Source organism: Micromonospora sp. CA-248260 (genome assembly GCF_050942205.1).
GTDB classification, from domain to species: Bacteria; Actinomycetota; Actinomycetes; order Mycobacteriales; family Micromonosporaceae; genus Micromonospora; species Micromonospora antibiotica.
The window spans coordinates 4129507-4146865 of sequence record NZ_CP192021.1; the positions used below are offsets into that span (position 1 = coordinate 4129507).

Genomic DNA, 17359 nt, shown 5'->3' on the forward strand with positions numbered 1-17359 from the left:
TTACCTCTCCTACCCCGAATAGGACACTCTAATCGCGCCACACATTCTCGATAAACGCATCAAGGTGGTGAAAGACGAAGGTAGAACAGATCCGAGCAGCGCCAAGGCAAATTTCCGGTCGGTGAGAAAAGGTTGCAGCAGGCGAAGAGTCCGGAGTCGAAATCGCCCCGGCCCACCCCACCCACCCCCACCCGGCCAGCCGAGTACCGGCCCTGGCCAGCGCAGACACCTCGCTCGATACAGCACAGTGGACGGTGGCGGCAGCCGGGAACCGCGTCGACGCAGGCCGCCACCCCGGCGGCTGCCAGGCGGGCGTCGCGCGTCGCCCCGACTGGCACCGGATCTGCGGACAGGCAGCGACGCCGACCACCGCCCGCATTTTCCAGGAACGCGGCACCGGACGGCGTGACCACCGCCGTCTCGAAGCGTTGATTCCGACGACGGCCGCGCCACGGGCAATCGATACCGCAAACGCGCCACAGCGACTACTATTGCCGCAAATGCCCCAGACAGCCTTAATAGGGTTGTTCTGGGCGTCCACCTATCGAAGCAAGGGAACTGACATGGATTCACTCCGCGACCTCGACGGCACCCCGACCGCACCCGACGCCCCGGGCTACCGTCCCCCGACCGTCACCCGGCTCGGCACCCTCGCCGAACTCACCCAGGGCGGCACTGTCGGGCCCGACGACGGGCTGGGCGGCAACGGCGACGCCTCGCTGCTCTGAATCGGCGGTGGGGGCCGGATGCCGATGCTGCGTCTCGTGCGGGCCACCCGACGGTTCGGTCTCCGGAGTGTCTTCACCGACCTCGACTTCGAGGCGGCGGCCGGCGAACGGGTGCTCCTGGCAGGGCCCAACGGATCCGGCAAGACCACCCTGCTGCGGTGCCTGTCCGGCACGCTGGCCCTGAGCGCCGGGCAGGCCACCGTCGCCGGCCATCCGGTCGGCTCGCCGGGCGCCCGACGCGCGACCGGCGTGTGCCTGGCACCGGAACAGGGCCTCTACGAGCAGCTCACGGCACACCAGAACATCACGTTCATCGCCCGGCTCCGGCTCCCCCGACGCGCCGTCCGCGCCGCCGTCGGCGCAATCGAGGAGGAGTTGGGCATCGCCCGCTACGCCAGTGTGCCGGCCGCCCGCTGCTCGGCCGGCATGCGCGCCCGGATCAGCATCGCCCGGTCGCTCGTCGCCGCCCCCGCACTCCTGCTCCTCGACGAGCCGGGGCGATCCCTCGACGAGGAGGGCCGACGGTTGCTCTGGCAGACCATCGACCGGCGGACGGAGCTGACCTGTGTGGTCGCCTCCCACCACGCCGACGACGGCAACCGTTGCCAGCAGCGGCTCACCCTGGCGGCGGTCGGATGACGCCACGGGCCGGCACGCGTCTGCACCCCCGGCCGGCTCCGCCCGCCCCCGGCCCGGCTCCCCGGCCCGGGTCGGCGGCGGGCGGTCGGGCCGTGGGCGCCCTGGCCCGGCGGGACCTGGGCGAGCGACAGCTGATCCGGCTGCCACTGCTGCTGGACCTCGTGTTCGGGGTGGTGAACCTGCTGGTCTTCCTGTTCATCTCCCGGGTGTTGACGCCACCGGGGGCGCACCGCCTGCTGGGCGCGACGACCTACTTCGACTTCGTCGCGGTCGGCATCACCTTCATGCTCGTCCTCCAGGCCGCGAGCACCCAGCTGACCTCGCGGGTGGCCCGGGAGCAACGCAGCGGCACGCTGGAGCTGCTGGCCGCCCAGCCGGTGCCGGCGTCCGCCCTCGCGGTGGGCACGGCCGCGTACCCGTTCCTGCTGGCGTTGCTGCGCGCCGGGTTCTACCTGGTCCTGCTACACGCGCTGTTCGGCCTGCACACCGCGCGGGCCGACTGGTGGGGCGTCGCCGCGGTCCTGGTGGCCGGCAGCGCGGCGATGATGGGTATCGGCATCGGGTTGACCGCGTTCGCCGTTGCCGTCGGGTACGGCGAGAGCGCCGCCCGCCTGATGATCGTCGGATTGTCCTTCCTGTCCGGGACGTACTTCCCGGTGGCCGCGCTTCCCGGTGGCCTACCCACCCTGACCGCCGTGCTGCCCAGCCGGATCGCGCTGGACGGCCTGCGCGCCGCGTTGTCCGGCGACGCCTGGGCCGGCTCCGCACTCACCCTGTTGGCCGCCACCGTGTTGCTGTTACCCCTGTCGACCTGGTTCTTCGGGCGCGCGCTACGGATCGCCACCGCCCGGGGAACCCTGACCCGTGATTGAGGTGCCCATGCTCCGTCCGACTCCGCTCGACATCGCGTCCGGCACCGTGCTGGGCGTGGGGCCGCCGACCCTGCGGGTCGTCCCCCCGGTCGCCCCGGACCCGCTCGCCGCGCTGGGCCAGGCGGTGCTGCCCGCGCTGCGCCGACCGCCGTGCGTGGTGAGCTTCTCCGGCGGGTTGGACTCGTCGCTAGTGCTCGCCGTGGCCGTCCGGATGGCCCGGTGGGAGGGCCTGCCCGACCCGGTCCCGATCACCTGGCGGTTCACCGGCGCACCCCGGGCCGACGAGTCGCCCTGGCAGGACCGGGTCGTCGCGGCGCTTGGCCTCGGGTCCGCATGGGAGATCCTGCGGGCCGACCACGACCTGGACCTGGTCGGCCCGGTCGCCAGCCGTTTCCTGCACCGTTACGGGGTACGGCATCCGGTGAACCTGCACCTGCACCTGCCGCTGCTGGAGCTGGCCACTGGCGGAAGCGTGCTCACCGGCCTCGGCGGGGACCAGGTGTTGTCGGGATGGCGTCGTCCGCCACCCCGGTCGACCCGGGCCCGCCTGGGACGGGTCCGGGTCCTCGCCCGTGAGCTGTCGCGCCGGCACCGGCCGAAGCGGCTGTTCCCGTGGCTGCCGGCCGAGACAGCCCGGCAGGTCGGCCGCGCGCTGCGGGCGGAGCAGCGGGCCGAGCCGCGCCGGCTCGGCCCCCGCGTCGCGTGGCACACCCGCCGCCGTGACCTGGTGATCACCCGGTCAGCCTTCACCGCCGTCGCCGAGGACCACGACGTCACCCCGGTCCATCCGCTGCTCGACGACGGTTTCCTGGACGCGCTGACCGCACTGGCCGGGCGGCGGCACCGCACCTCCCGGGACGGTCTGCTCGCCGAGATCGTCGGCGACGCCCTGCCGCCCGAGGTCATCGCGCCCCGCCGCAAGGCCCACTTCCGCGACGTCTTTCTGCGTACCCCGACCCGGGAGTTCGTCCGCTCCTGGGACGGCACCGGCGCGGACCCGGAGCTGGTCGACGTGGCCGCCCTGCGCGACACCTGGTCCCGCTGGCCGATCCCCGGCGGCACCGCCGCCCTGGTCCAGCAGCTCTGGCTGGCGACCACACCACCCCCGGCCCCCCGGTTCCCACCACGGGCCACGCCGATCCGGGCGCTGCCGCCGGCCGGAGGGCGACGCGCCGGGGCCGACGCGGAGGTGAGCGGATGAGCCGGCCGGAGACCGTGCACCGGGTGGACCCGACCCGGGTGGCCTGGCGGCGGGCCGGTGACGAGGTGGTCGTGCTGGACACCGACCGCTCGGTCTACTTCGGGCTGGACCGCTGCGGGGCGTTGCTGTGGCAGCGCCTGGTCGGCGGCGCGACGCAGCGGGAACTGGTGACCGTGCTGGTCGCCGACGCCGCCGTGGACCGGGACCGGGCGAGCGCCGATGTCGCGGCCTTCCTCGACGACCTGCGCCGACACGGCCTGCTACCGGGGCGGTGACCCGCTGTCGGCCCGCCAGCCCGACCGGCCCGGATGCCCCGACGTCAGGGCCGACCGCCAGGCCCGGTGACCGGCGTCAGGGCCGTTCGCCCAGCCAGGCCGGCGGGGCGGGCCGGCGGAGGATCTCCACCATGGCCTCCCGCTCGGCGTCGGTGTCGCCGTCGAGCCAGGCGTGGGCGTGGAAACCGGTGCTCGGGGCGGTCACCCCGATCACGATCGTCCGGGCGACCAGCTGACCGCCGTACCACCGTTGCAGCACCAGGGAGCGTTCCAGGCAGTTGGCCCCCGTCCGGCGCAGCACGCCGAACACCACCGCGCGGTGGGCGGCGGCGTCGGACGGTGGGGCCGGCAGCCGGAGGTCGGTCATGCCGTGTCGGGCGAGCTGCCGGCGGACCTGACGCACCGCCCGGCCCGTCCAGAGGGCCGTCCGGAGCGCCGGCAGGCCGCCCCGGCGCAGCGCCCGCGCCATGGCACGCAGGGTCGACCGGTGGCGGTCAGCCATGGCGGGAGCGCCGCGCCAACCGGGTAGCGGTCCGCAGCTCCCGCACCGCCGTCGGCAGGCTGACGATGTGCCGGGCGAAACGCAGCAGGTAGGCGGCCGACAGGCCCACCGGACCGCGCCGGGCCAGCCGGCTGTCGTGCCGCATCGCGGTGGGTGGTGGCAGGAGGTACGGCACCAGGTGCCGCCACCGGTCCCGTCCGGTGGGCAGCTCGGCGAGCCGGGCCAGCACGTACGCGGGGCCGGAGACCCGACGCACGGCGGCCCACTGCGCCCGGCTCGCCTGCCGGGGCAGGTCGAGGCGGTCCGCCAGTGCCGCGCCGTCCGGTGCCAGGCGCAACCCGAAGCCGAACGCCGGCACCGCGCCGGTCTGTGTGGCGAGCACGGTGGCCGCCCGCCACACCTCGACCGGGAAGACCACCAACGCACGCTGCAGATCGGCGTACGGCCGGTCGGAGCGACCGGGCATCGCGGCGTGCACCGCGACCAGCAGGGCGGTGGCGGCCACATCGGGTACGGCGACCGAGCCGCCGGCCAGCGGCAGCCGCTGCGCCGATGCGGACAGCAGGGTCCAGAACGCCTGCGGGTCGGCCACCCCGTGAAAGCCCCGATGCAGGTCGACGACGAGCGGTGCCGGACCGGGCGCGTACCAGGGGCGCTCATACCAGAGCAGCCGGGGATCGGGGCTGCCCTTCGGCAACGCGCTGCGGAAGCCCGACCCGGCGAGAAGCTGCTCGGCACGGTCGAAGTCGTCGGGCGCGACCAGCAGGTCGACGTCGGAATAGACCCGGCGTCCCTCGGTGCCGAGTCGACGGGCCAGTCCGGCCCCTTTGAGCAGGATGGCCGGTATCCCCCGGTCGGCCAGCCGGGCGCAGGTCGCCACGGCGGTCGCGTCGAGGGCGAGGTGCCGGACGGCCACGCCGGTGGTCTGCGACCCGGTCACCGGGATGCCGCCACGGCCCGCGCGGCGGTGAGGGTCCGCTCGACCAGCCGCAGGGTCGGCCCGAGCACGGCCCAGTCGCGCGGCCGGCTGAGGTCCCACGCGGGCAGGGCGGCGATGCCCAGCAGGGCGGTCGGATCGGTCGGCAGCCGGGGCCAGGACCGGCACCCGGCGAGCCGGGCCAGCAGCTCCGCCGGGGGCACCGGGGTCGTCGTCGGCGTCCGGTCCCAGCCGAGGAAGAGCCAGCCACCCAGCGGGGTCCGGTCGGCGATCGGTGGCAGGGCCACCCGCAGCCGCTCACCGGACCGGACCGTCCGGGTGGACAGCACCGGCCCCGGCACGGGTTCCCGCAGGTCGATGCAGCGCGGGCCGGCGTAGACCTCGGTCTGGTCGACCACCAGGATGTCGTCGGCGACCACCGGGACGTCCCGGGCGGCCAGGGCGGCGAGCAGGCTGCTCTTGCCGGCGGTCCGCGGGCCGACCACCGCCCAGGCCCGCCCGGCGTGGACGAACGCGCCACTGTGGAAGGTCTCCCGGCCGGCCCACCGGTTGAAGACCGTCGCCACCGGGGCGAGGTAGGGGTGGGCGAGCACGTCGGGGGCGAGCGGCGGGCCGTGGAAGGTGGCGGTGCCCCGCCGTCGGTCCACCGCGAGGGTCCGCCCGTCGGCGAGGACCCGTACCCCACCGTCGAGGTCGATGGGGACCGGCGGCGGCGGCACGGCGGTGGTCTGCCCGACGCGTACCGCCGGACGGTCCGGGTGGGCGTCGGACGGGGGAAGCTCCTCGACCTCGTCCAACCCGTGCACGCACAGCCCGTAGACGGACCGCCCGGTCGTCCCCATCGCTCCCCCGTTCATGTCCTGGTCAACGACCGTCGTCGGCGCAGCGGTGCGGGTGGCGGTCATGGTGACCCGCCACCCGCACCCCTGATGCGACAGTGCCTCAGCGCACGGTGCCGGTGATCAGGCTCAGCTTCTTCGACTCGGCCAGCCGGCGGGCGTCGAGCGCCCGCTGCTTCGCCGAGGTGGCCGACTTGGCCTTCTTCGCCGCCTTGCCGGCGCCCGCGATGGTCGGGGTGTCACCGGTGCCGAGCGCGTCGATGTCGTACGCGATCCAGAACGTGCCCGGCGTGTCGACGGCGAACGTGAGGGCGATGTGCACCTGCCCGCCCGGCCGCAGACCACCCAGGTCGAACGGGACGGTCAGGGTGGTGGCCAGCCCGCCGCCGGGCGGACTGGTGGCCGGCGCGTCCATCGACAGGTTCCGCACCAGCAGTGTCTCACCGGTGCTGATGGTGATGGAACTGGTCGGGTTGACCGGGTTGACCAGCCGCATGTTGGAGTGGATGGCCGGGGACGACCCGCCGGGCAGCGGGGCCCCGTTCTCCTGGCTCAGGGCGGTGATCCGGACCCGGGCCTGGGTGATCGGCGCGCTGGACCGGTTGGTGAGGGTACGCCGGATGATCAGCGTTCCCGGGCTGCCGTTGACCCGGACCCGGTTGGGCGCGACGCCCTGGGCGACGCCCGGGTCGAGCAGTGTCGACTGCACCGCGGTGTTCTGCTGGTAGGTGCCCAGGCTGTTCTGCGGCGACGGGGTGCCCAACGCCGACGGCACCCCGTTGATCGGGCCGAGCACGGTCGCCACCAGCCGGAAGTCCGCCGCGTTGTCGCCGGTGTCCTGTGGCTTGCCGCCGACGCTCAGCCGGACCCACGCGTGGTTGACGAACGGTGGGCTGCCGAAGGCCGGCAGCGGGGTGCCCTCGACGAAGCCCGGCGTGGAGCCGGCCGAGTCGGTGACGGTGTGTGCCGTGTCCGGCGCGACCAGCCGCAGGCCGCCCTGGCCGAGGCCCGACACGACCAGGTCGGGTTGGATGTTGGGCAGCGAGTAGGTGGGGCCCACCACCAGGAAGCCGCGGCGCGGTGGGAGCGGTCGGGCGCTGCCCGGAACGACCACGACCACCCCGCCGGGGGCCTCGATCCGGAACCCGGCGATCGGCAGGTTGAGCGCGGTGGTGTTGGTGACCGTGACGTACTGGTCGGCGAGGCCGGTCAGACCCGACTGGGCGAACTGGTTGATCTCCAGTTGACTTGGCAGGGCGGAGACCTCGACCGTGACCGCGTTCGACACCACCTCGGCGTTCGGATCGACCCCGTCGTACTGCACCCGGAACTGGTTGAGGCCGAAGGCCGGCATCTGCAGGTCGAACGACGCGCGGTTGAGCGCCACCGGGAACGTCCCGAGCCGGGTCTCGATCCCGTTGGGCAGCGCGTCGATCAACGTCACCGCCCCGTCGGCCTGACCGGGCCCGATGGCCACCTCGAAGTGCACCGGGGTGCCGAAGGTGGTGGCGTTGGTGGAGGCGGTCAGGGTGACCACGCTCTTGGGCTGCACCACCAGCCGGATCGGCTTGGTGGCGGTGAACCCGTTGGCGTCGGTGACCCGGATGGTGGCCGGGTAGGTCCCGGCGACGGTCGGCCGGCCGGAGATCAGGCCGGTGGCCGGGTCGAGGGTCAACCCGGGTGGCATCGACCCGTCGGCCAGCCCCCAGACGAACGGCGCGGTGCCGCCGACCACGGTGAGCAGGTTGGCATAGATCGCATCGACCTCGGCCAGTGGCGGCGGTGGGAAGACCAGGGTGGGTGCCTTGTTGACGGTCAGCACGATCAGCCGGGTGCCGGAGAGGGCCGCCGCGTCGACCACCCGGATCACCACCGGGTACTGACCGGCGGTGGTCGGCACCCCGGAGATGCCGTTGGTGACCGGGTTGAGGATCAACCCGGGGGGCAGCGCACCGGACGCCACCGACCAGGTGAACGGGGGCACGCCGTGGGTGACGTTCAGGGTCGCGGTGTAGGCGATCCCGACGGTGGCGTCCGTGGGGGCGTCGAACAGCAGCGTCGGTGACACGTTCGCGGTCACCGCCGACGACGGCGCGGACTCCGGGCCGGTCCCGGCGGCGGTCCGGGCCGCCACGGTGAAGGTGTACGTGGTGGTCGGGATCAGGCCGGTCACCGTGTTGGTGGTGGCCGGGCCGAACGACTGCGCGGCCTGGCGTACCCCGCCGACGTACGGGTGGACCTCGTAACCGGTGATCGGCGAGCCGCCGTCCGGGCCGGGGGTCCAGCTCAGCACCGCCGAGGCGGTGTCCGCGGTGACCGCGATGATGGTCGGGGCACCCGGCAGGGCGAGCAGCTTGGCCGCCTTCGAGCGCGGGCTGGCCGGGCCGGTCCCGGCGACGTTCTTCGCGGCCACGGTGAAGGTGTAGCTGCCCTTCGCCGTCAGCCCGGAGACCTTCCGGGTCGTCGTCGAGGCGTCGAAGGAGACCGACCGGGTCTTCTTCCCGTCCCGGTAGGCGGTCACCGCGTACCCGGTGATGGCGGTGTCCGGCGAGGCCGGTGCCTTCCAGGTGACCGTGGCCGTGGTGCGGAAACGGGTGGCGGTGGGCGCGGCCGGGGCCGCCGGGGGTTTCGGTCGGGCCGCCACGGTGGCGGCCGGCGCGGCAGGAAGCGGGCGGTGGAGTGTGGACGCCGGGGGCGGGACGGACCGGCCGGGGTCACGCGCCGAGGCGGAGGTGGGTGCGGTGAGCAGGCCGACGAGCAGCAGCAGGGCGGCGACGAAGGCCGCCCGTGGGTGGAGACGGTGCACCAGGGACATGAAGTGTTCTCCCTCTTCGGGGGGGGCGGTGGGCCACCCACGGAGGAAGGGACGAGACAGCGGTTCGGCTCTGGACCGCGTGCCTGATGCCCTCGTACCGCGACGGTGACCGGCGGAAATCGATCCGCTCCCCGCCGTCGGCGGGTAGTGGAATCTCGCTCCGTTCCTACCAGTTTTCGCAGCTCAGAGGGGTTCTGCCAGGGCACGGTTCGGGCCCTGCACAGTGGTCGCGCGGGCAGCGTCGCCTACCTGACACTTCGCTGCTGCGCGTACCGGAACTGCGGTTTCCGCCGCCGGAACCGGTGCCCGACCCGGCCGGCCAGGGCGTCGAGGCGGTCCGCCCGATCCGCGACGAGATCCGGGCCCGGGTGGAGCAGCTCCTCGCCGACCTGCGACCGGCCGGCTGAGCCCGACCACTGTGGGTTAGAGTCCGGCCGCATGGAAGGCACCACGCTGCGCACCGCCCGCCTGGAACTCCGCCCGGTACGGGACGAGGACGTCGACCGGATCCTCGAATACCGCAACCTGCCCGAGGTCACCTACTGGCTGCTGCGTACCCAGGTGGAGCCGGCGGCGTTCCGGGCGGCGTGGCGGCGCGCGGCGGCGGACCCCGACGACCACAGCATGGCGGTGACCCTGGCCGGCCTGGTGATCGGCACGGTCTCGCTCGACGTGGTGGACGGGATGGGCCAGCCGGGCATGCCGGCACGCACGGAGGCGCAGCTCGGCTACATCTTCGACCCGGCCCACGGCGGCCACGGCTACGCCACCGAGGCGGTCGCGGCGATGGTGACGCACGCGTTCGCCGGGCTGGGCGTCCGCCGGATCACCGCCGGCTGCTTCGCCGACAACCTCGCCTCGGTACGGGTGCTGGAGAAGGTCGGGATGCGTCGGGAGCAGCACGGCGTCGGCGATTCCTGGCACGCCGAACGGGGCTGGGTGGACGGCTACACCTACGCGCTGTGCATCGACGCCTGGCCCGGGACGCCCCGCTAGAAAGGGATCACGGCGACTGCGGTGGCCTGGCCTTCTGCGGGTGGATCGTCTCGTGGCGGGCCAGCATGGCGACGAACTCGACGATCTTCCGCTCGCGGGTCTGCGCCCGCTTCACCGCGTTGAGGCGGTGGCTGAGCGCGAACCGGTTGGCGCTGGTGAGCACGTCGAACATGGCCTGGGCGGCCGGTACGGCGGCGATGGCGGCGAGCAGGTCGGCCGGCACCTCGACCTCCGACGGCGGGGCGTAGGCCGCCGCCCACCGCCCGTCGGCCTTCGCGGCCTCCACCGCGGCCCGCCCCGAGGGCTGCATCCGCCCCTGCTCCTCCAGCCGCGCCACATGGGCGACGTTGCGTTGCGACCAGATGCTGCGCGGCCGGCGGGGGGTGAACCTGATCCACGAGGTCTCCAGGTCCCGTTTCCGGGCCTGGCCGTCGATCCAGCCGAAGCACAGGCCCTCGTCGACCGCCTGCTGCCAGGTCAGCGTGGTGACCGTGCCGCCCTTGCGGGTCAGGGCGAGCCAGACGCCCGGCGAGGTGGCGTGGTGAGCCGACAACCAGGCACGCAGCGCGTCCGCGTCGGCGACGATCAACTCATCCAGTTCGGCGCTCACCATGACGGCAGGTTAGCCGCCACGGGTGACAGACCCGCCCGGGTCGGTCCCGGCCCGGGCATCCGTCGGCACCACCCCGGCGACCGGCGGACAGGTTTCCCGGCCGGCGTGCTCAGGACACCAGCAGGCGTAGGCCGAGCTCGGCGGTGTCGCGGCTGATGAGGTCGCGGTTGCGCTGCGTCCACCGGCCGGAGGCGAGGTCCGCCCGCAGCATCCGCACGGCCCTGCGCTCGGCCTGCGGCCCGACCCTGGTCCAGACCGACGTCGCCCGCCGCACCGGCTCGTCCAGGTAGGCTTCGGGCCGCCGCCAGTACGCCTCGAAGAGACCGTCGGCGCAGTCCCACGGGACACCCACCGGCTCGGCGCGGCCACCGGTCGCGCGGGTCAGGTCGGCCAGCGCGGGCCAGCCGACGAGCAGTCCCGCAAACTCCGGCAGGTAGTCGCGGGTCAGCCAGAACCGCTCCCGCCAGCCGGTGTCGTCGGCGTCGTAGGTGAACACCACCACCCGACGGGCCACCCGTCGCATCTCCCGCAGCCCGGCGACCGGGTCCGGCCAGTGATGGACGGTGCTGACCGCCATCGCGGCGTCGAAGGACCGGTCCGCGAAGGGCAGGTTCTCGGCGGCGGCGGCCACGCACCGCGCCGCACCCGGGGGGCGCTGCGCCCGCATCACCGCCGACGGTTCCACCGCCGTGACCTCGCGGTCGGGTGGCTCGTAGGAACCGGTGCCGGCCCCGACGTTGAGCACCGTGCGCGCGTCACCCAGCGCCGCCCAGATCCGGGCGGCGATCCGGGGCTCGGTACGCCGGGTCGCCGGGTAGGCCGCGCCGATGGTGTCGTACAATCGCGCGCCGAACACCCGCAGTTGCTCCTCCGGCGGCGTCGCAATCCCCATCGCCCGCGCCTCCAGTTCCCGGTCGATGGCCGTCACCATGGCGGCGGCCCGGTCGCGCTGGTCCGCCAGCAGACCGCGCAGCCGGCACAGGTGCGCGACCGGGTCGGTCGTCGGGTCGTCCACCAGTGCCGCGATCTCCCGCAGCCCGAAGCCGAGCCGCCGGTAGCCGAGCACCTCCCGCAGCCGTCGCACGTCGCCCGCCGAGTACGCCCGGTGCCCCGCCGGAGTGCGGGCGGACGGCGTCAGCAGGCCGATCCCGTCGTAGTGGTGCAGGGTGCGGACGGTGACCCCGGCCAGCTCCGCCACCCGTCCCACGGTCAGGTGTTCCTCCACGGCTCCGACTATCCGCCATGACGCCACGTGAGGAGCAAGCGTCGCGTGCACAAGGTGCGGGCCCGCCTCCTCCGGTGCCGGAGGAGGCGGGCCCGCACGGTCGTCGAGGTCGCGCCGTCGGCCGTCAGGCCACGGTGCAGGGGATGCCGTTGAGGGTGAACGCGGTCGGTTTGGCGGTGTTGCCGGTGTGGTTGGCCTGGAAGCCGATCTCGACGGTGGCGCCGGGGGCGATCGTGCCGTTGTAGCTGACGTTGCGGGCGCTCACCTGACCGCTGGTGGGCGAGATGGTGGCGCTCCAGGCCGACGTGATGGACTGGCCCGACGGCAGGGTGAACACCAACGTCCAGCCGTCGATCGTCGACGTGCCGGTGTTGGTGATGCTGATGCTGGCGGTGAAGCCGGAGTCCCAGCTGTTCATCGTGTAGCCGACCCGGGGTCCGCTGCCGCCCGCCGTGGGGGTGGGGGTCGGGGTGGGCGTCGGGGTCGGCGTCGGGGTCGGCGTCGGGGTGCCCGTGGGCGTCACGGTCGGGGTGGGGGTCGGCGTGGTGCCGTTGACGCTGGTCACGAACGTCATCACGCTGCGCGCGGGCAGGTTGACGGTCAACGAGCCGTTGGACATGGTCAGCGCGCTCTGCGGGGCGACGTTGCGGCTGCCGTCGGTCAGCCAGTTCTGCACGCTGCCCGACGCGGTGGCGCCGGAGAGGGTGAACTGCTGGCTCACCGCCGAGGTGTTCTTGTTGACCGCGACGATGACCACGGTGTTGCCGCCCCGGTAGGCCGAGACGTAGACGTTCGACGCCGGGTTGGCCGTGGCGTCGACGCGGACGTATCCGGGCCGCACGAACCGGGCGTACTGGGCCATCATCGCGCCCCGCTTGCTGATCTGACCGTCCTCGCGCATGGGGCCGTAGCTGCGCCGCAGGTACCACCAGACGTACGTCTGGAACTCGGCGTCGACCATGGACCGGTGGATGTGCTCGCCGACGTCGAGCGCCTCCGGCCACGCGTCACCCGAGTTCGCGTTGCTGTTCGGGTAGTAGACCTCGGTCATCCACAGTTCCTTGCCCGCCCCCTTCTGCTTGAACAGCGGGTACGGGAAGTTCGAGTACGAGGTGCCGTAGAGGTGGGCCCCGATGATGTCGACGTTGGCCAGTGCGGTGGCGTCGTTGAGGATCGGGTCCGACATCGACTTGACGTACTGGAACGACTCCGGCGCCATCACCCGGGTGCTGATCACCCCGGAGTTCTCCTTGAGGAACTTGATGATCTCGCCGGAGGTCCACCACGTCCAGTCGTGGGCGTAGTCGGGCTCGTTCTGCACGGAGATGGCGTAGAGGTTCACCCCGTTGTTGCGCATGTACACGGTGAAGTCGTTCAGGTACTGCGCATATGCGGCGTAGGAGCTGGCCCGCAGGCGCTTGGCGTTGGTCTGGCTGCCCCGGGTGAACGTCTCGATCATGCTGGCCGGGGGGTTCCACGGCGAGGCGAAGACGGTCACCCCGAGTTCGGCCGCGCGCTTGGCGGTGGCCAGGTCACGGCTCCAGTCCGCCTGGCTCTCGCCAACCGGGATGCGCAGCACGGAGAAGCCGAGCCGGCCCTCACCGGTGCCGAACGCCGTCTCCCGCTGGGCGGCGGTCAGGTCGCCGATCCAGCCGGCGTGGGCCATCGCGCCGTAGCCCTTGATCGTCTGCCGGGTCGCCGACAGGTTGATGCTCGCCGGGGCGGCGGAGGCCTCCGTGGCTCCCAGGGCCGCCGTGGCCGCCGCGACGGGCAGCGTGCCCAGCGTGGTCAGGACTACGCGACGGCTCAGTGTTTTCCGCTCGCTGGCCGCCGGCCCATTCTGATCCTGCGTCATTTCTTTCGTCCTCCTGGTGGTGGTGGTGATACGCGCCCTGCCGGTTCCATCGAGCCGGTCGGCATCGATCTGCTGCGCCGCCACGGGGATGAACTGGACGTCACCGTCGGCGTTTCGACAGCACATATCGACTGTGATAATTGTGAACGTTAACGGCCGGAGTTTAGTTTCCCCTTCCATAGGGGTCAAGCACGCCGGCCGCATCCGGGTCCGCACCGATCCCGCGCGTCCGATGGTCGTCGCACGCCGCCACGACGCGGGCGGCGACAGGGGGCGACCGGCGCGCACGGCCCGCCATCCGACGGTTGCTAACGTGACCGCCGTGACGGAGTTGGCGGACCTGGTCCTCACCCCCGACGAGCGGGCCCGGGGCATCGGGGTCGACAGCGTGCTGTTCGTGATGGACTGGACCGGCGAGGAGGAGCCCGGCGCCCTGGCGGCGTTCGTGGCCGGGCGGATCCGGGCCTTCGGGGCCCAGCCGGACGGCGTCGACACCGACGTCGTCCAGCGGGCCGCCGAGGCCGACCCGACGCTGGGCCGGGGCGACCTGCCGATCCGCCAACTCCACCACCTGTCCGGCGTGCTGGCACCGCTCGGCTTCACTCTCGCGGTGCACGACGACGGCACCGACAGCTACCCGGTGCTGGTCCTGCGGACCGGCGGGCAGCCGCCGACCGGGCTGACCCACCAGGGCCAGCCGGTACGGGACTGGGCCTCGCCACCCACCGAGACCCTGGTCAGCCTCGACTGCCCGGGCTGCGGGGAGATGCTGGTCTGGCAACTGCCGGCGACCGGGAGCCTCGCCGACGAGCACTGCGACTGCGGAACCGCGCTGTTCGACGCCACCGGCCGCCCACTGCCCGACGTCACGCTCCACGACTGAGTCGTTCCCGGCGGCGGACGACCACCGGGTAATGGGGTACGGCCACCCGGCGTGGTCCGAAATACCCGGCATAACGCATGGCACCCAGGGCCGGCCGGGACCGGTTCGATTGTGGCGGGATTCGCGACGACGGCGGGCAATTGATCTGACGTTCCCCCCTTTCCCCATAGTCGAACGGGAATGCCCTGCGGTAACTGTCGGGCCGGCGCGACTCGGTCCACCGCATGGTGGTGCGCGGGTCCGGCGTACCCCGACCGGCGCCGGCCCGACCGCTGCCGGCAGCCGTCCGGCTGCCGCCGCCCCCGCCGGTCGTCCGACCGGGGCAGGCGGCACCCCACCGGGGAGCGGGCCAGCCGGGCACCGGCTCCGCGAAACGTCCGACCACGCGCCGGTCCACCGGCCGGTTCCCGCACGGGCCCGACGTCAACGCCGGCCGTGCCGCCGCACGCTCAGGCCCCGGCGTCGACGCCGCCAGCCGGCGGACCGCCCGGCTGGGCACCACCCCGAGCACGGAGAGCACCACCAGCGCAGCGAGGATCAGCACGGTGTCGCGGGTACCGACCACCGCAGCGACCGGCCCGACCGCCACCTGCCCCAGCGCAATGGCCACGAACGGGCCCAACATGTCGTACGAGTAGACCCGTCGGCCGGGACGTGCTGGGCGATCGCGGGGCCCCGATGCGCCGGCCCGGCCGTCCACTGTCGCGCCCACGTACAGGGGCATTGACCTGCGTGGCTTCACGACGCCGAGATCAACATGTCACGTCCGCGACACGATCCGGCTCAACAGTGGGTCAACGTCGCCCACCCCTCAAGGAGCGTCATGGCCCCCACCCCACCGACCGACGCCGAGCTGGACGTCCTCATCCGCGCCCGGCTCGCGTCGCTCGGCATCGACCTCGACCAACTCCCACCCGGCACCACCGCCGACCCACAGACCGGCTCCCCCGGCCAGGCCACCGTGCTGGCCTCGCTGCGTTCGTTCGTCCGCAGCACGGTGGGCACGCTCGCCGCCTACCAGCCGCCCGCACCGGCCGGCACCGACCCGGCCGTGGCCAAGGCGCTGTCCCAGCAGCCCGCGCCGATGCTCTACCCCTCGATCAGCACGGAATGGCGGAAGTGATGAGCACAGCCCCTGCCGACCACGGCGTCGACCGTCGCGCCTTCCTCGCCCGGACCGCCGCACTGGCCACCGCCTCGGCGGTCGGCGGCGTCGTCGGGCTGCCCGCCGTCGCCTCGGCGGCCGGCGTCACCCGCGCGGCGGTCGCCCCGCCCGGCCGCTACAACCCGGCGCTGGCCGTGCCGAACGCCTACGTCAAGCCGCGCCCGGAGGCGGTGGCCGACCCGACCGAGCTGACCATCGCCGAGGCCGCCTGGCTGATCCGGGCCGGCAAGCTCACCTCGGAGAAGCTGGTCGAGGCGTACCTGGCCCGGATCTCCCGCTACGAGCCGACCTACCAGGCGTTCAACCTGGTGCTCGCCGAGCAGGCGGTCAAGGCGGCCCGCGCGATGGCCCGCAAGCCGCACCGGGGCGCGCTGCACGGCATCCCGCTGGCCATCAAGGACAACTACTACACCGCCGGGGTGCCGACCACCGCCAGCTCCTACCTGTTCGCCGACTTCCGACCACCGTACGACGCCACGGCGGTGACCCGGCTGGTCACCGGCGGCGGGGCGATCGTGCTGGGCAAGACCCAGATGGGTCCGCTGGCCACCACCCGGGCCACCACCCCCGCCGGGGTGGTCACCACGGTCAACGCATGGACCCCCACCAACCCGGCCACCGACCCCGGCGGATCGTCCACCGGCACCGCCACCGCCGTGGCGGGCCGGCTCGCCGCGTCCGGCACCGGCACCCAGACCGGCGGCTCGATCACCGCGCCGTCCAACGCGCAGAACCTCACCGGGCTCAAGCCGACGATGGGTCGGGTGTCGCTGCACGGGATCATCCCGCTCAGCTACACCCGCGACCATCCCGGCCCGCTGGCCCGCGACGCCAAGGACGCCGCCATCATGCTCACCGCGATGGCCGGTGAGGACCCGGCCGACCCGCGCAGCCAGGGCCTGCCCGAGGTGCCCAAGCTGATCGACGCGGCCACCCCGACCCACCAGGGCGGCAAGCTCAAGCTGCGGTGGAAGACCCGGATCGGGGTGCTACCCGGCTTCACCGCCGGCACCTCGGAGACCGCGCTGGCCCGGCAGGCGTACCTGGCGAAGCTCGCCGCGATCACCGGCGCGACGATCGTCGACGTGCCGCTGCCCGACGAGTGGGAGCTGCTCACCGGCACCGCGTTCAACAACGTACGGCTGCCGGAGCGCACCGAGCCGTTCCTGCCCTACCTGCGTACCGACCTGCGCGGCTTCGGGGTGTCGGTGACCGGCTGGTTGCAGGGGGCGCTGCTGGGTGGCGGCGAGTTCATCACCGGCCAGCGGGCCAAGCTGCTGCTGATGGAACGGGTGCTCGACCAACTCTTCGCCGGGTGCGACGTGGTGGTGCAGACCGGTCCGGTGCCGTTCGACATCCTCGGCCTGCCGGAGATCGGCTTCCCGATCGGGTTCACCGGCGCGGGCCTGCCGATCGGCACCATCCTCGGTGGCCTGCCGTACGGCGAGGACCGGCTGCTGTCGGTGGTCGCCGCCTACCAGGCGGTGACCGACTGGCACCTGCGCCGACCGGCCGACCCGCCGGCCGTCGCGGCGGCGGCGCGCAGCGCCGCCCCGGCCGGGCTGCGGCTCACCGCCGACGAGGTCGCCCACCTGTCCCAGTGACCGCCACGTCGTCCGCCCCGCCGGACAGCGGCGGGGCGGACGACGGACGGACAGCGGCGGGGTGAACAGTGGCGGGGTGGGCACGGTGGGATGGACGACCCGGTCCCGCGAAACGGGCGGCGGGGCACGGTGGGGTGGACGGCCGGTCCCGCGAAACGGGCGGCGGGGCAGGGTGGGCGACGCGGTCCCGGAAGACGGACGGCGGCCCGA

General features: G+C 73.4%; 16 protein-coding genes. 9 read left to right on the forward strand and 7 right to left on the reverse strand.

The window, feature by feature from the left end:
- The first annotated feature begins 563 nt into the window (after positions 1-563).
- The 5 genes from ACQP2H_RS18165 (at position 564) to ACQP2H_RS18185 (ending at position 3715) form a co-directional block, all read left to right on the forward strand.
- A complete protein-coding gene (locus ACQP2H_RS18165; protein ID WP_357685249.1) occupies positions 564-728 on the forward strand; it encodes a lasso RiPP family leader peptide-containing protein in 165 nt (54 codons plus the stop codon).
- A gap of 18 nt (positions 729-746) precedes the next feature.
- Positions 747-1367 carry an ABC transporter ATP-binding protein gene (locus tag ACQP2H_RS18170; protein WP_433228164.1) on the forward strand — a complete coding sequence of 207 codons (621 nt, stop codon included), beginning with the start codon at positions 747-749 and terminating at the stop codon, positions 1365-1367.
- 92 nt (positions 1368-1459) lie between these two features.
- Positions 1460-2239 (forward strand): ABC transporter permease, encoded by a 780-nt coding sequence (locus ACQP2H_RS18175; RefSeq protein WP_433228166.1) that lies wholly within the window; start codon positions 1460-1462, stop codon positions 2237-2239.
- Positions 2240-2246: 7 nt separating this feature from the next.
- Positions 2247-3440 carry an asparagine synthase-related protein gene (locus ACQP2H_RS18180; protein WP_433228168.1) on the forward strand — a complete coding sequence of 398 codons (1194 nt, stop codon included), beginning with the start codon at positions 2247-2249 and terminating at the stop codon, positions 3438-3440.
- Positions 3437-3715 carry a PqqD family protein gene (locus ACQP2H_RS18185; protein ID WP_329009280.1) on the forward strand — a complete coding sequence of 93 codons (279 nt, stop codon included), beginning with the start codon at positions 3437-3439 and terminating at the stop codon, positions 3713-3715. The genes ACQP2H_RS18180 and ACQP2H_RS18185 overlap by 4 nt, the downstream gene beginning before the upstream one ends.
- A 76-nt stretch (positions 3716-3791) precedes the next feature.
- On the opposite strand, the gene ACQP2H_RS18190 is transcribed toward ACQP2H_RS18185, so the two are convergent.
- The 4 genes from ACQP2H_RS18190 to ACQP2H_RS18205 are packed head-to-tail and all read right to left on the reverse strand — an operon-like array spanning position 3792 to position 8808.
- Positions 3792-4217, reverse strand: a complete 426-nt coding sequence (locus ACQP2H_RS18190) for a lasso peptide biosynthesis B2 protein (RefSeq protein ID WP_433228171.1) — start codon at positions 4215-4217, stop codon at positions 3792-3794.
- Positions 4210-5157 carry a nucleotidyltransferase family protein gene (locus tag ACQP2H_RS18195; protein WP_433228172.1) on the reverse strand — a complete coding sequence of 316 codons (948 nt, stop codon included), beginning with the start codon at positions 5155-5157 and terminating at the stop codon, positions 4210-4212. Before ACQP2H_RS18195 ends, ACQP2H_RS18190 begins: the two co-directional genes overlap by 8 nt.
- The gene (locus ACQP2H_RS18200; RefSeq protein WP_433228174.1) at positions 5154-6059 is read right to left on the reverse strand and encodes a hypothetical protein; all 906 of its coding nucleotides are present in this window, start codon (positions 6057-6059) and stop codon (positions 5154-5156) included. The genes ACQP2H_RS18195 and ACQP2H_RS18200 overlap by 4 nt, the downstream gene beginning before the upstream one ends.
- Positions 6060-6096: 37 nt before the next feature.
- Positions 6097-8808 (reverse strand): fibronectin type III domain-containing protein, encoded by a 2712-nt coding sequence (locus tag ACQP2H_RS18205; RefSeq protein WP_433228176.1) that lies wholly within the window; start codon positions 8806-8808, stop codon positions 6097-6099.
- Positions 8809-9246: 438 nt separating this feature from the next.
- On the opposite strand from ACQP2H_RS18205, the gene ACQP2H_RS18210 reads away from it, so the two are divergent.
- Positions 9247-9804, forward strand: coding sequence for a GNAT family N-acetyltransferase (locus ACQP2H_RS18210; RefSeq protein WP_219462856.1), 558 nt, complete (start codon positions 9247-9249; stop codon positions 9802-9804).
- 7 nt (positions 9805-9811) lie between these two features.
- Here ACQP2H_RS18210 and ACQP2H_RS18215 read toward each other — a convergent pair whose 3' ends face one another.
- The 3 genes from ACQP2H_RS18215 to ACQP2H_RS18225 form a co-directional block, all read right to left on the reverse strand.
- Positions 9812-10417, reverse strand: a complete 606-nt coding sequence (locus ACQP2H_RS18215; RefSeq protein ID WP_219462859.1) for a YdeI/OmpD-associated family protein — start codon at positions 10415-10417, stop codon at positions 9812-9814.
- 109 nt (positions 10418-10526) lie between these two features.
- Positions 10527-11642: a MerR family transcriptional regulator gene (locus ACQP2H_RS18220; protein WP_219462861.1), complete on the reverse strand. Its 1116-nt coding sequence runs from the start codon at positions 11640-11642 to the stop codon at positions 10527-10529.
- Positions 11643-11766: 124 nt separating this feature from the next.
- Positions 11767-13497, reverse strand: coding sequence for a cellulose binding domain-containing protein (locus ACQP2H_RS18225; protein WP_433228180.1), 1731 nt, complete (start codon positions 13495-13497; stop codon positions 11767-11769).
- Positions 13498-13810: 313 nt separating this feature from the next.
- On the opposite strand from ACQP2H_RS18225, the gene ACQP2H_RS18230 reads away from it, so the two are divergent.
- The 3 genes from ACQP2H_RS18230 to ACQP2H_RS18240 all read left to right on the forward strand — a co-directional run bounded on the left by ACQP2H_RS18230 (position 13811) and on the right by ACQP2H_RS18240 (position 17149).
- Positions 13811-14380: a hypothetical protein gene (locus ACQP2H_RS18230; protein ID WP_308290797.1), complete on the forward strand. Its 570-nt coding sequence runs from the start codon at positions 13811-13813 to the stop codon at positions 14378-14380.
- Positions 14381-15203: 823 nt separating this feature from the next.
- Positions 15204-15503, forward strand: a complete 300-nt coding sequence (locus ACQP2H_RS18235; protein WP_219462865.1) for a hypothetical protein — start codon at positions 15204-15206, stop codon at positions 15501-15503.
- Entirely contained in the window at positions 15503-17149 is a 1647-nt protein-coding gene (locus ACQP2H_RS18240) for an amidase (protein WP_357534289.1), read from the forward strand. Before ACQP2H_RS18235 ends, ACQP2H_RS18240 begins: the two co-directional genes overlap by 1 nt.
- The last annotated feature ends 210 nt before the right edge of the window (positions 17150-17359 follow it).

What these genes read in the sequence shown, in the direction of transcription:
- ACQP2H_RS18165 (WP_357685249.1), top strand. Translation starts at nt 564, where the DNA reads ATGGATTCACTCCGCGACCTCGACGGCACCCCGACCGCACCCGACGCC.
- ACQP2H_RS18170 (WP_433228164.1), top strand. Translation starts at nt 747, where the DNA reads ATGCCGATGCTGCGTCTCGTGCGGGCCACCCGACGGTTCGGTCTCCGG.
- ACQP2H_RS18180 (WP_433228168.1), top strand. Translation starts at nt 2,247, where the DNA reads ATGCTCCGTCCGACTCCGCTCGACATCGCGTCCGGCACCGTGCTGGGC.
- ACQP2H_RS18185 (WP_329009280.1), top strand. Translation starts at nt 3,437, where the DNA reads ATGAGCCGGCCGGAGACCGTGCACCGGGTGGACCCGACCCGGGTGGCC.
- ACQP2H_RS18190 (WP_433228171.1), bottom strand. Translation starts at nt 4,217, where the DNA reads ATGGCTGACCGCCACCGGTCGACCCTGCGTGCCATGGCGCGGGCGCTG.
- ACQP2H_RS18200 (WP_433228174.1), bottom strand. Translation starts at nt 6,059, where the DNA reads ATGACCGCCACCCGCACCGCTGCGCCGACGACGGTCGTTGACCAGGAC.
- ACQP2H_RS18205 (WP_433228176.1), bottom strand. Translation starts at nt 8,808, where the DNA reads ATGTCCCTGGTGCACCGTCTCCACCCACGGGCGGCCTTCGTCGCCGCC.
- ACQP2H_RS18210 (WP_219462856.1), top strand. Translation starts at nt 9,247, where the DNA reads ATGGAAGGCACCACGCTGCGCACCGCCCGCCTGGAACTCCGCCCGGTA.
- ACQP2H_RS18215 (WP_219462859.1), bottom strand. Translation starts at nt 10,417, where the DNA reads ATGGTGAGCGCCGAACTGGATGAGTTGATCGTCGCCGACGCGGACGCG.
- ACQP2H_RS18225 (WP_433228180.1), bottom strand. Translation starts at nt 13,497, where the DNA reads ATGACGCAGGATCAGAATGGGCCGGCGGCCAGCGAGCGGAAAACACTG.
- ACQP2H_RS18235 (WP_219462865.1), top strand. Translation starts at nt 15,204, where the DNA reads ATGGCCCCCACCCCACCGACCGACGCCGAGCTGGACGTCCTCATCCGC.
- ACQP2H_RS18240 (WP_357534289.1), top strand. Translation starts at nt 15,503, where the DNA reads ATGAGCACAGCCCCTGCCGACCACGGCGTCGACCGTCGCGCCTTCCTC.